We start from the raw sequence: 11696 nt of genomic DNA, 5'->3' as shown, positions 1-11696 counted from the left end.
GTCATTGAAGCCATGGAGCTATAACCGCTCTCCAGACAATGCCACAGATAACTCAAATCGTGATTCCCGTAGCACCAGGCTGTTTCCGGAAATGCTTTTGCAAACCGAACAGCCTCATCATAAGTTTCTTCATAAAGTCCGACATTATATTGCTTGTCCCAATCATCAGGGATGTCCATCAGACATACCGCTCGATCGGCAATTCCCTGATGCATAAGAGCTGTAGCCTGTTTAAACATCTGCGGTTTAAGATGAACATCAGGAATTACTAATATCTTCATACCATCATACCTTCTTATACTAACCTTCCTTTTTCGCTACAGAAGCAAAATAGGTATACTTATTTCTTGCCTGTGATTCCCCTGCAAATGCCTCCTGTAAATTCTTCTCTGTCTGTGTTCCTGCATATTCGTTTGCCGCCATCTCTTTTACCTCCGTTTCTTTACTACTTTTTCAAAATCTGATGCCGGGTGCTTGCACAAAGGACATATAAAGTCATCTGGTAATTCCTCGCCTACATATTCATATCCGCAAATTCTGCAACGCCATATTGTCTGACTGTCCTCTGTTTTTCCAACCTCCTGTGGCTTAGGCTTAATATTATTCTGATAATAATCATATGTTACTGAAGGAACATTGCTTAAAACTTCCATATCGGTTATCTCACCGATAAACATCGTATGTGAACCCAAGTCCTCTGTTTTAGTAACTGTCACAGAAATGTATGCATTTGTACCTTCTGTAATATAATAAATACCATTTGTGCCCCTGGCACACTGCTCAAATGCTTCAAACTTATTGGTATCCCTTCCTGATTGGAAGCCAAAATGTTTGAACAATTCAAATTGTGCCTTCTGACTTAAAACTGATACAGTAAATTTTCCGGTTCTTTGAATCATATCATGCGTATAATTTGCCTTATTTACACAGATACTTAACTGGTTTGGTTCCGAAGCTGCCTGAATGGCTGTATTAATGACGCATCCGTTATCTTTTTCTGCTTCTTTAGCGGTCAATATAAACAGTCCATAACTCAACTTATACATTGCTTTCCTATCCATGCTGTTCCTCCTTTACCTTCTCCCTGCATTTCGGGCAAATGCCTTTAAATGAAATATCATAATCCACAAATTCAATTCCATGAGTGTTATGAATTCTTTCCAGTAAATCCGGTATTTGATCCATATCCACATCAAAAATTTCACCGCACTTTATACATCTTACATGGTAATGATTTTTCAATGTAAAATCAAATCGGTTCGGTCCATTCGGAACTTCAACCTTTCTTAATGCACCTTCCTCTACCAATATATCAAGATTTCTATATACAGTTCCTTTTCCAATTGTTGGATATGCTTCTTTTATAAATTCATACACTTCATTTGCCGTAACGTGTCTTCTCATTTCGTATACGGTATTTCTTACGAGATCTTTTTGAATGGTATTTCTCCTACTTGTCATTCGTCCTCCTTATTAGGATTAGTTCTTAATAAGGATTATATACCACCATCCTCCTGCTGCCAATAAAAATAGTAATAATTCTCATTATTACAAAAACTGCCAAACTGAGCATCTTTTACCTGAATAACTATTTTATTTTGCGTTCAAATACATATTCTGAATCTGAAGATAAATCAGACCTAAACGAATATCCGAGTCTGTCAAATTTCTGAATCTCCACCGGATTTTCAATATTATTTTCCGCTATGAATCTGACCATTTCACCACGAGCCATCTTGGCATAGGTACCTTTTGTTACCAATTTATCTCCGGATAACTCACAAAATACAATCGTAATATATCTGTCCTGTGGTGTCAGATACTTTTCTATACATTTTGAGTATTCTTTTGATGCAAGATTAATGATAATCCTGCTGTCATCAATTACTGAGCGGTATAACAATTCTCCCCAGTACTCATACAGATTTTTTGCATCTCCAATTCCAACCTTTGCCTGCATTTCAAGACGATAAGGAGTCACACCATCCATTGGTTTTAAAATGCCATAAAACGCAGACAAGATTCTTAAATGATTTTGCAAATACTCAAACTGCTGGATTTCAAACACAGATGGTGCCATATATTGAAATGCAATCCCTTCATATGCTAAAACAGCCGGAGTAAGCCTGTTATAAAGATCCATATTTTCCAATCTGTTAAAGTTCTGCTCTGCAATCTTGTCATTACATTTCCAGATAGCTTTCAGTTCTTCTTTTGATTTGCTTTTCATCCAGTTTAATACTTCTGCTGTCTTATCAATATAGACAGGCAGTTCAACCGGTGCTAAGTTATCGGTATCTACAATCATCTTTTTTGCAGGTGATAAAATAATCTTCATTATGCCAATTCCTTAAGCATATTTTCAGGATCATCTGCCGCCTTGACTTTATCATTTGCCTTTATAATGATTCCCTGCTCATCAATAAGATATGTAGTTCTTACTACACCCATAGATACTTTTCCATAATTTTTCTTTTCTTTCCAGACATCATATGCTTCAATAACTTTACGCTCCGGATCTGCTAATAGCGTAAATGCCAGTCCGTATTTTTCTTCAAATCTCTTGTGAGACGCTACAGAGTCCTTGCTTACTCCGAGAATAACAGCTCCCTTCTCAGTAAACTGTGGATAACGCTCAGAAAAGCCACATGCCTGCTTCGTACATCCTGGTGTATTATCCTTTGGATAAAAATATAAGATCACTTTTTTTCCTGCATAATCGCTTAATTTATGCATTTCTCCATTCTGATCCGGCAATTCAAAGTCCGGTGCTTTTTTTCCTAACTCTAACATTTACTATTCCTCCGCTTTTGTATTTTCCACCTGTTTTCTTGTTCTTTTATTACCTGAAATCATTTTATGTCCCGTATACATAGACATGATCATACATATAAGAGTGCTACACGCAAAATACCTATGACCTGATTTGGATCCTTTATATCCAGTATAAAAAGTTCCAATCATAGTAATTAACGCTCCGATTGACCAATACTTATGTGCTTTCATTTTATACCTCCAAATTGATTAAGCTGTTTCCAAAATAAATATCTCTGGATCATTAACAATATTATACATTCCATCCATTACTTTTGACAAGCAGGGAAAGAAAAATACTCAATCCAAATACAAAAGGATGTATCACGATAATTCTTGCATTACCTTGACGCATCCTTTCGTGTTGTATTTTTTTATTCTTCTTTTCATTATTTTTTAATTTACAGATACCCTGCGTCATTGTTCCCATTTGGCAGAATGTATACCAGGTTCGTGGCTTATATGCCTTAGACACTGTGCTGTTTGGCTCATAAACCTCAACCTCCTTGTGCTTAGAGTATATGAAATTTTAGCTTTATCTTGTAAGTTTGCGAATATCCGTATAAACAAAAAAGCCCTTTGAGAAAAGGATTTTTCCTCTCTCAAAGGGCAAGTTGGCAAACAGGAAGTTTTGCATACGTTATTCTTCTAATATTTTTGTAGGGTTCGCATAGAAAAAGTGTTACAGACTTTTTCTCACAGTCTCCAATCCCATGTAACCATCACCAGTGTTAAAACCTTCCATTGCCAACTCCTCCATTTCTTTGAATTTTATGATTTAATCTTCTTTGATGGTTACAGTGTATATCAATAGGTGGGGTATAAAAATCCCTGCTCTTTTATACTGCTATCCTTCTAAGACAAAAGGCCCAGAATACTTTTTCCTGAGCCTTTCCATCTTGTTGTTTTCAATTATAGATAAAGCTATTATGCAACATTCTGATTCTCATCATCTAGTTGAGGTAAATCTTCATCGCTACCAATTGCTTTTAAACCTAACATTGTTACCGTCACTCCCAAAGCTAATGTTACAACTCCCCCAATCGTCTTGAACACTCGCTCATGAAATTTCTGCTGCTGTAAATATAATTCCGTTATTTTATCAGCTTCTTCAATCATTTTTTCAGAAAAGTCCCTTCTTTCCTCCTCTGTTAAGTTTTCTTGTTCCAGCTGATTTGCGAAGGTCTCAAGAACATACTGATGTGCATGAACTGCTTGTTCATATTCTTCTTTATTTGTTTCTAAAATTGTTTTGCATAACTGTGTATAATTTTCTATTGCTGATTCCACAAACTCTACATATACTGGGAACTGCTTTATTATTTCAAGCGCCACTTCCTTTTCCATATATGGAATCATAGATGTAAACTCCATCACTTTATCCTTTGTTAAATTTCGAAATGATTCAATTTTTAACGCTTTTTTTACAGCTTCTTCTGAATGATATCTTTTTCTTATTTTCTTTTCCATGATTATGTTCCTACTTTGCTTCTTTGCGAATGGTGCCAATTTTTTTGTCACTTCTGGTATCTCTTCCATTTTTGTTTCTAATAGTCCCCGGTGGAAGACCATGCTTCTTTTCAAATGTTCCTACTCTACAATCACTTCTAGTTTTCCTCATGTTTTTTCTTCCTTTCATAATTCCGTATCAACAATGCACTTGTTGTTTACTGATGCTTCAAGTATAATAAAATCTATAAAGAAAATACACGCACAGCATGTGGACTTAACACCTGATAATTCTCATGTTCGGCGATATACGGGGAGGTTATTCTCATGGGGAAACAATCTACAAGAGAAAATAAAACAATTTATCAGATTTGCCGGGAAGAAGCCGGTCTTACCAGATTAGAAGCCAGCGAAAAAATGACTGCTGTTTCTGATTCTAAAATTGAAAAATTTGAATATGAAATGCAGGAACCTACACCTTATGATATTATCCAGATGGCAGACGCTTACGGGCGACCAGATCTCTGCAATTATTACTGCTCTCATAAATGCGAAATCGGTCACCGTTATGTCCCGGAAGTCGAAGTTTCTGACTTGTCCAATATAATCCTGGAAACCATTGCCAGTCTGAATGAGATTAATCCTCTTACCACACGTCTGATCCAGATTGCCCGTGACGGTAAGATCAGTGATGATGAGATCAAGGATTTTGCTTTTATCAGCAACAAACTGGATGAAATTTCTCTGGCAATAGATTCTCTGAATCTCTGGGTTGATAAAACAGCCGGAGAGCAGGGACTAAACATCGAATTGCTCAGAGAAGAAAAAAGAAACAGAAATAAGTATGAAAAAACAAGGCAGCGAACCTATTTATGGTTCACTGCCTCTTTCCTTTACATATGCTGTAACTGGTTTATGATGTATTCCGTTCTGCGGATAGCTTCTTCCACCTGATGTCTGGCATTATTGATTCGATCCTGCACCATCCAATCCACAACAAATCCATCAAAAAAATAATCTGCAAAGGATAAGAAGTCTCCAGTATTGATGTTTAAATTACAAGCCATGTTCACATCATTTAATTCCCTACTGAAATTACGAAGATCATATTTCGCCTGTTCCATATTTTGTCTGGCCTGATCCATCTTGGAGTGTTTCAACATCGTAGAAAAGAATCCACCGCCAAACATATCCACCAAGCCCCAATTCTTTGCACTGTTCAGGTTCTCTTTTGCTGTCCGAAGACTACTTAACGCACGTTGTCCTGCTTCAATCGCTTCTCGTTTCTCTTTTTCTATATCATATCCCATAATTTCTTCCCTCCTCGTATTTTTATGAGTTAGATGATATAAGTGCAATGATTCCGCCGATGATCAACAATGGAAGTGCAATATAAATCAGTCCGCCAACAACCATTCCTATCAAAATCACCGGGAAAAATACAACTGTACAGAGCAGCTTTAAGATCCCCCAGGATGCTTTTACACCAAATATAAAAAATTTTCCAATAAACCAGATCATGCATATAGCAAATAATAACGATAACATATTCTACTCCTTCTGACTCCTGTTATGATTTGAATCATTCATTTTTTTGATTGTTTACTTGATATAAACTCAGATGTATTTCTCACACCGATTTTACTACTGAATTCTGGGTTCTTCTCTATTTTTTCAATCATCCGAATTATCCTTATTCTCTGTGCTGTATCCATCTGCTCACCTCATTCTAACAGTTCTGCCTTTTGATATTGTCAGTATAACCGGATAACTTTTCAAAATATATACCTAATACAAAGAATTGAACATATGTAATTCTCAATTTTCGAGGAATAGTTGTTCCTCCTGTTCTTTCATCAAAATTCTTCATCACAGAATGCTTCCAGATATTCATCAATAAGATCCAAATTAACTAACACAATTCGTTTGACATGGTATACTGCTCTGGCATCTTTCGCTAACTGTTAGAGTATATGAAGTTTGGGCTTTATCTTGTAGTTTGCGAATATCCGTATAAATGAAAAGTCTAATCCCCCAGCTATGCTGGGGGATTAGACTTTTCATTTAGCTTGTTTCTTGACTACTCAGGAAAAATATTTCTACCCGCGCCCCACCTGTATTTTCAGAATTTGAAAGTTTAATACCTCCACCATATTTTTCAGCCACAGTTTTTGCAAAAAATAGTCCCATCCCATAATGGGCTTCGCCATTTCTACTTGTGTCATCCATAAAAAACTGCTCTGTGCCATGCAATAATGCTTCTTTTGTAAATCCTGATCCGCTATCCTCCACAATGAATGTCAGCCGGTCATCCTGCTCCTTTGCGTCAATATAAATGATTCCATTTTCTTTTGTATGCTCCACTGCATTCTGAATCACATTCATTACGGCTCGGAACATTGGCTCATAAGCAATCGTTACCTTTTTATCACTTTGTTCCGCCTTCCAATCTATCTTCTGGTGATAGATTTCTACCAGTCCGAGTGCCTGTTCCTTTATATCTGCGAAAAAATCTTCTAACCTCACCGTTGTATAGATAACATCACTGCAATTCCATGATTTTGTGACATCTATCAACTGTTTTACATAACTTTGTATCTGTGTTGTGCCGTTCAAAACATAAGTGATATTATTCTTCTGTTCTGTGGTCAGTTCAGTCTCTGAAAGTAGTTCTGCATTTCCCCGTACAATCGTAAGAGGTGTTTTAATATCATGCGCCAAAGCAGACATCTGTTGTTTCTTTTCCTGCTCTGTTTTCCACTGCTTTTCTAAAGATTCTCGCAATGCATCTCGCATATCATCGATTGCCGATAAACAGTCATCAAACTCTTTGATACCGGAACAGGATGTCTCATATTCCAGATTTTGATCCTTTATTTGTCTGATTGCGTCTAATACAGGCTGCATCTGCTTTTTGATTCTTTTTCCAAAACGTATGGACGGAATGATGATAATCGCTACCGCTCCAATCACTGACATAATACTCATCACATTCTGTGGTCCTATAAAATGCTCCCTCAAAAAAGCTGAATGATATTGAGGTGTCAGGCGATATTGCAATACAACATATTCATTTTCCCTTACAATTACTTTATAAAAATATTTCCCGGATGCGTTTCCGTACTTTGCAACATTCCATGCTATCTGTTCGTATTGTTCTGACAGATCTCCACCTATTTTCTCTCCATTCTCTGAAAAGATTACATAATCACAAAGTGCGGGAATCATCTCAGCAGTCACTTTATCTGCACGTAGAATCGTATCATATGCTTCATTAATCTTTTGCTCTGCATAATTTGCCGGATAAATACAGCCCACACTAATCAAAAGGCACAGCAGCAGATAAGCAACAATCACCAAACCAACTAATGATCCAAGCATGACCAGTACATATCTCATAAAAATCCTGCTGAGTGCATTGCTTCTCTTTACTCTTCCCATTTATATCCAATCCCCCAGACTGTTTTTATCGGCATATAATCATAATCCGCAAATTTTGCTCTTATATTTTTGATATGCGTGATTATAGTACTGTCATTACTCTCATTGTCAAAGCCAAAGACCGCTTCCAATATCTGTTCCTTCGAGAAAACCTGTCCTCTGTTTTTAGCCAGAAATTCACAGATTTCGTACTCTGCTTTCGTAAACGGAAGTTCTTTATCATCCATCAACAGTTTCTTTTGAGACATCTGAATGCAGACTCTCCCTAAAACCATCCGGACAGAATGTTCCCTGTGCTCTCTTCTAAGATGTGCATTGATCCTTGCCCGAAGTTCCATCACTCCAAATGGCTTTGAAATATAATCATCTGCTCCTAAAGAGAGTCCGTTTACCAGACTGTTTTCCTCCGTTTTTGCCGTAAGAAACAAAATCGGACAATCCACAAGTGCCCTAATTCTTTTGCATAATTCGAAGCCATCAATTCCAGGCATCATAATGTCCAGTAAAATCAGGTCATAACGATGTAATTCTTCCATATTAATTTTTAGTGGATTACTTACTTTGGTAACCAGATGTCCATCCTTATTCAAAATGCTTTCTATCATTTCCAGAATTGCCGGTTCATCATCAACTGCCAGTATTTTTGCCATAGTTTCCCTCGATTCTATTCCGATATTCTGTTTCCTTCCCAGTGGTTTACCCACCAAAAATAGTATACCATACTAATCCCTGTAAATATTAAGCAACCTGGTATGAATGACAACCATTCACCTACACTAGTTTCTCCCAATACAGATTGCAGATAAGTATATGGTACTCTACCCGTCCAGCAGACAAATACATATTTCCACACATAATCTCCAAGTCCGGTAAGCATCAATGCACTAATTAGTCCTGATATAATCCCTGCTCCAATGGATACCCCTTTTCCAAACTGAAAAGCCAGAATCAGCTGCCACAGATAAAGTGGAACACTGCTTCCCCACAGCAGCAATGCTGCAAATATACATCCTTTCATGATTTCGATATCGCTTGATGCGATTCTTCCAAATCCAATTCCGAATATGATTGCTGTCAATAGGATAGAGCACAGACACAAAACCAGTAGCATCAACAGTTTCGATAAAAATGCTGCAGGTTTATCCGGTAAAGACAACAGGTTTTGAAAATTACCTGCATTTTGTTCTTGTTCCATCACACTTGCTGTAAAAATTCCAATAAGTACCGGAAGTCCTGCTCCTATTGCCTGATAAAATGCAATCACTTTCATATTTTCATTCCATGGTGAAAAAAAGTAATATATTAAAAATATAACGCTGGTTATAATCGGAATCAGTAAGTGTGCCAGAATCACAGATGTTCCTTTCATCTTTCGCAAGTCTGCATTAAGAGATCTTCCAATCATCTTATTTCACCTCTCTTCTCTCAAACCATTTCAAAAACAGAACCGTTACAAAAACAAACCAGATGATTGAGAGACACATTCCCGGAACAATGACTCCCGTATCCAAAAGAGGATTCCCTGCTTCTGCGGCAAGTCCATTTGGTAAAACATGAAGCAACGGCACATCATTCGCATAGGGATTGCAGAAACAAGTACATACCAGATTCTGGTTTGTGATATTACCACACCGCTGACGGTAATAAACAGGCAGACGAACAGGTTTACAATCATTCCAAATCGTTCACTTAAAAATAAAGCTACCGGAATCTCCCATAACTCAGAAACCGTCAGAAACAATACTGCAATCAACGCTCCTCCAACTGGAACATGTGTCGTTAGAAGAAAGCCTCCAAGCGTTGCTCCTGCAAACACAATCACATTAGAAAACAAAATCATGTACCCAATATAAATAATTTTCCCCAGCAACAATTTTCTTCTATCCGTGGGAATAGTCATTAAATGATAGTATTTTATCTTTTTCTCCTGCGCCACAGAAAGATAACAAAATAGAGCAATCATCCCCGGCAGCAAAAGTGTATACCACCAGTTCCAAACACTTTCTGCATAAGCATTTGTCATCCCAAGAGTAAATATAAATGCCATGACAAATGTAAGAAGAGGAAATCCCCAGATAAACTTTTTTCGCATGGTTCTTTTGGCTTTTTGATGTTCTGCTTTTATAATATTAACCATGGATTTCACCTGCTTTCTGGTTTTTTCTTACCACATTCATAAACAAATCTTCAAGATTATCTCCCTGCTTTAATGCTCCTTCGTATCCTAAGATTCCACCTGAAATAATCCCGACTTTATCTGCAAGTAACTGTACCTCTGAGAGAATATGACTGGAGAGAATTACAGTGATTCCCTGTTCCGGAAAAGACCGGATCAGCTCTCGTAATTCCTCGATGCCTATTGGATCTAATCCATTCGTAGGTTCATCCAATATCAAAAGTTCCGGTTCTCCAAGCAATGCCATTGCAATGCCTAGTCTTTGCTTCATTCCCAAAGAAAACTGTCCTGCTTTCTTCTTTCCGGTGTTTGTAAGTGATACAATCTGCAAGACCTCATCAATTCTGTTTTCATCTGTACCAAGCAATAATTGTCTTACCTTCAAATTCTCTCTGGCGGAAAGATTTTCATAAATAGGCGGATTTTCAATTAACGCTCCTATTTTTGATAAATCTTTCCTATCCAAAAGTTTTCCATCAAAGTAAATCTTTCCTGCAGTTGGTTTCATCATACCAGTCAACATTTTCAATGTGGTAGATTTTCCCGCACCATTCGGTCCAAGCAGTCCATAAATCTGTTTCTTTTCTATATTAAGTGAAACATTATTTACCGCTTTCTGCTTTCTAAAATATTTACACAAATTTTGTGTCTGCAACATCATTTCCATCTTTACTATCCTTCCTTCCATATTTCATTTCTTACTGAAATATAACCTAACAGAAAAAAATAAAGATTTGATGAAGATTGCTAAATAATTCGTCTACTCTATTTTTATTCTCGTATGGAATAAACCATCATTAATAAGGGTAAGATCACTGGTGCAGTTGACATTGACAATATGTATGAATTTGCTTCTTCACACTGCAATGATTTCAAGGATCTCCGCGATGATGAGGACATTGTTATCAATCGGGAGTGGATCCTTAACAAACTTGCCGAAGCAGAAAACGAATAGTATATTTGGTGGCTACACCCCCAAGCCCCTGTAGAATCAATAACGCCGGTACTGGATATCAAAATCCCGCACCGGCGTTATTAATTGTAATTCTTTTTTCTACTCAAATAAACAGCTTATCTGCCCTACAAACTTGAATTTGTAAATATCATTTTACATTTTTATATGAAATCATAATATGACTTGGTGCAAATAATACTGATGCAATAATCAATAGCACTGACCTACTCATAATCCCACTAAATAAGAACAACATTGAAGGAATAATAGAAAGTGCTAATGCTCTGAAAACGCTTTTTTTCTTAAAACATATAATCCAAATAGCACAATAAAGCATTACCAATATGGTATCTACAATCAGATATAGTGCAAATGCTTCGTCAGACCACCACCCGAACCAAGTTCCCGGAATATTGATTATCATGAATCCGAAACAACCCAATCTCCCTACTTGTTCTGTGACCTCAACATATTTATTGTTCCACTTATTATCAAATCCATCTTTGCACTTAATCGCAAATACAACATTGGGTATCATAATGACTGCAATAAAAATCAGCCCAAAAACATTAAACCATTCCATATAATCTACCATCACAAACTTGAAGTTAACGATTTCTTTTTCCGGTATTCTCTGTCCCACGGATTTCCTCATGATAGAAATAATCTACAATCACCGGATGCCCCTGCGGGACTCTGCCATAAGGCATTTCATTATCCACAAAGGCACAATCATACTTCTTAGCCATTTCCTCAGCTTTTACTTCAAGTGCTTCAAAGTAGCTGCGGTTATGCTTGTTATAGATCTCGTCGTAAAGTGGTACAAGATCAGGATATTTTCCGGCGATATAATCCATAATT

At 37.0% G+C, this 11696-nt stretch carries 13 protein-coding genes and 6 pseudogenes; 1 reads left to right on the top strand and 18 read right to left on the bottom strand.

Annotation, left to right across the window (positions count from 1 at the left end):
- The 8 genes and pseudogenes from DW965_RS17540 to DW965_RS17500 all read right to left on the bottom strand — a co-directional run.
- Positions 1-281 (bottom strand): annotated as a pseudogene (locus DW965_RS17540) (metallophosphoesterase); the annotation flags it as partial.
- 22 nt (positions 282-303) lie between these two features.
- A pseudogene (locus DW965_RS17535) lies at positions 304-423 on the bottom strand (ferritin family protein); the annotation flags it as partial.
- 5 nt (positions 424-428) lie between these two features.
- Positions 429-1061: a flavin reductase gene (locus tag DW965_RS17530; protein WP_117510121.1), complete on the bottom strand. Its 633-nt coding sequence runs from the start codon at positions 1059-1061 to the stop codon at positions 429-431.
- Positions 1054-1461, bottom strand: a complete 408-nt coding sequence (locus DW965_RS17525; protein ID WP_055225693.1) for a Fur family transcriptional regulator — start codon at positions 1459-1461, stop codon at positions 1054-1056. Before DW965_RS17525 ends, DW965_RS17530 begins: the two co-directional genes overlap by 8 nt.
- 127 nt (positions 1462-1588) lie before the next feature.
- Entirely contained in the window at positions 1589-2338 is a 750-nt protein-coding gene (gene yaaA, locus DW965_RS17520; protein ID WP_024854728.1) for a peroxide stress protein YaaA, read from the bottom strand.
- Positions 2338-2793: a thioredoxin-dependent thiol peroxidase gene (gene bcp, locus DW965_RS17515; RefSeq protein ID WP_021737556.1), complete on the bottom strand. Its 456-nt coding sequence runs from the start codon at positions 2791-2793 to the stop codon at positions 2338-2340. Before bcp ends, yaaA begins: the two co-directional genes overlap by 1 nt.
- 3 nt (positions 2794-2796) lie before the next feature.
- Positions 2797-3006 (bottom strand): DUF6219 family protein, encoded by a 210-nt coding sequence (locus tag DW965_RS20260; protein ID WP_021737557.1) that lies wholly within the window; start codon positions 3004-3006, stop codon positions 2797-2799.
- Between the two features lie 735 nt (positions 3007-3741).
- Positions 3742-4398: a hypothetical protein gene (locus DW965_RS17500; protein ID WP_191892610.1), complete on the bottom strand. Its 657-nt coding sequence runs from the start codon at positions 4396-4398 to the stop codon at positions 3742-3744.
- 192 nt (positions 4399-4590) lie between these two features.
- Here DW965_RS17500 and DW965_RS17495 point away from each other — a divergent pair.
- Positions 4591-5091 (top strand): annotated as a pseudogene (locus DW965_RS17495) (helix-turn-helix domain-containing protein); the annotation flags it as partial.
- A 65-nt stretch (positions 5092-5156) separates the two neighbouring features.
- Here DW965_RS17495 and DW965_RS17490 read toward each other — a convergent pair.
- From DW965_RS17490 to DW965_RS17450, 10 genes and pseudogenes are all read right to left on the bottom strand, one after another.
- The gene (locus DW965_RS17490; RefSeq protein WP_055221654.1) at positions 5157-5573 is read right to left on the bottom strand and encodes a hypothetical protein; all 417 of its coding nucleotides are present in this window, start codon (positions 5571-5573) and stop codon (positions 5157-5159) included.
- Positions 5574-5595: 22 nt separating this feature from the next.
- The gene (locus DW965_RS17485; RefSeq protein ID WP_055221652.1) at positions 5596-5811 is read right to left on the bottom strand and encodes a hypothetical protein; all 216 of its coding nucleotides are present in this window, start codon (positions 5809-5811) and stop codon (positions 5596-5598) included.
- 308 nt (positions 5812-6119) lie between these two features.
- Positions 6120-6215, bottom strand: a pseudogene (locus DW965_RS20255) (DUF6462 family protein); the annotation flags it as partial.
- A 112-nt stretch (positions 6216-6327) separates the two neighbouring features.
- Complete coding sequence (locus DW965_RS17480; protein ID WP_119198635.1) at positions 6328-7704, bottom strand: sensor histidine kinase; 1377 nt, start codon at positions 7702-7704, stop codon at positions 6328-6330.
- A complete protein-coding gene (locus tag DW965_RS17475; protein ID WP_015512795.1) occupies positions 7692-8354 on the bottom strand; it encodes a response regulator transcription factor in 663 nt (220 codons plus the stop codon). Before DW965_RS17475 ends, DW965_RS17480 begins: the two co-directional genes overlap by 13 nt.
- Positions 8355-8368: 14 nt before the next feature.
- The gene (locus tag DW965_RS17470; protein WP_055040007.1) at positions 8369-9109 is read right to left on the bottom strand and encodes a lantibiotic immunity ABC transporter MutG family permease subunit; all 741 of its coding nucleotides are present in this window, start codon (positions 9107-9109) and stop codon (positions 8369-8371) included.
- A 1-nt stretch (position 9110) separates the two neighbouring features.
- Positions 9111-9841 (bottom strand): annotated as a pseudogene (locus DW965_RS17465) (lantibiotic immunity ABC transporter MutE/EpiE family permease subunit).
- Positions 9834-10547: a lantibiotic protection ABC transporter ATP-binding protein gene (locus DW965_RS17460; protein WP_044999424.1), complete on the bottom strand. Its 714-nt coding sequence runs from the start codon at positions 10545-10547 to the stop codon at positions 9834-9836. Before DW965_RS17460 ends, DW965_RS17465 begins: the two are co-directional and overlap by 8 nt.
- Before the next feature lie 436 nt (positions 10548-10983).
- Positions 10984-11478 (bottom strand): hypothetical protein, encoded by a 495-nt coding sequence (locus tag DW965_RS17455; RefSeq protein WP_243036678.1) that lies wholly within the window; start codon positions 11476-11478, stop codon positions 10984-10986.
- A pseudogene (locus DW965_RS17450) lies at positions 11444-11696 on the bottom strand (radical SAM mobile pair protein B); the annotation flags it as partial. The pseudogene DW965_RS17450 and the gene DW965_RS17455, both read right to left, overlap by 35 nt.

Source organism: Blautia sp. AM47-4, from assembly GCF_003479865.1.
Lineage (GTDB): Bacteria > Bacillota > Clostridia > Lachnospirales > Lachnospiraceae > Fusicatenibacter > Fusicatenibacter saccharivorans.
This window is presented reverse-complemented; position numbering and strand designations above follow the sequence as displayed.

Excerpts from the sequence above, each read along its gene's own strand:
- DW965_RS17530 (WP_117510121.1), bottom strand. The coding sequence starts at position 1,061 with ATGGATAGGAAAGCAATGTATAAGTTGAGTTATGGACTGTTTATATTG.
- DW965_RS17525 (WP_055225693.1), bottom strand. The coding sequence starts at position 1,461 with ATGACAAGTAGGAGAAATACCATTCAAAAAGATCTCGTAAGAAATACC.
- yaaA (WP_024854728.1), bottom strand. The coding sequence starts at position 2,338 with ATGAAGATTATTTTATCACCTGCAAAAAAGATGATTGTAGATACCGAT.
- bcp (WP_021737556.1), bottom strand. The coding sequence starts at position 2,793 with ATGTTAGAGTTAGGAAAAAAAGCACCGGACTTTGAATTGCCGGATCAG.
- DW965_RS20260 (WP_021737557.1), bottom strand. The coding sequence starts at position 3,006 with ATGAAAGCACATAAGTATTGGTCAATCGGAGCGTTAATTACTATGATT.
- DW965_RS17490 (WP_055221654.1), bottom strand. The coding sequence starts at position 5,573 with ATGGGATATGATATAGAAAAAGAGAAACGAGAAGCGATTGAAGCAGGA.
- DW965_RS17485 (WP_055221652.1), bottom strand. The coding sequence starts at position 5,811 with ATGTTATCGTTATTATTTGCTATATGCATGATCTGGTTTATTGGAAAA.
- DW965_RS17480 (WP_119198635.1), bottom strand. The coding sequence starts at position 7,704 with ATGGGAAGAGTAAAGAGAAGCAATGCACTCAGCAGGATTTTTATGAGA.
- DW965_RS17475 (WP_015512795.1), bottom strand. The coding sequence starts at position 8,354 with ATGGCAAAAATACTGGCAGTTGATGATGAACCGGCAATTCTGGAAATG.
- DW965_RS17470 (WP_055040007.1), bottom strand. The coding sequence starts at position 9,109 with ATGATTGGAAGATCTCTTAATGCAGACTTGCGAAAGATGAAAGGAACA.
- DW965_RS17460 (WP_044999424.1), bottom strand. The coding sequence starts at position 10,547 with ATGGAAATGATGTTGCAGACACAAAATTTGTGTAAATATTTTAGAAAG.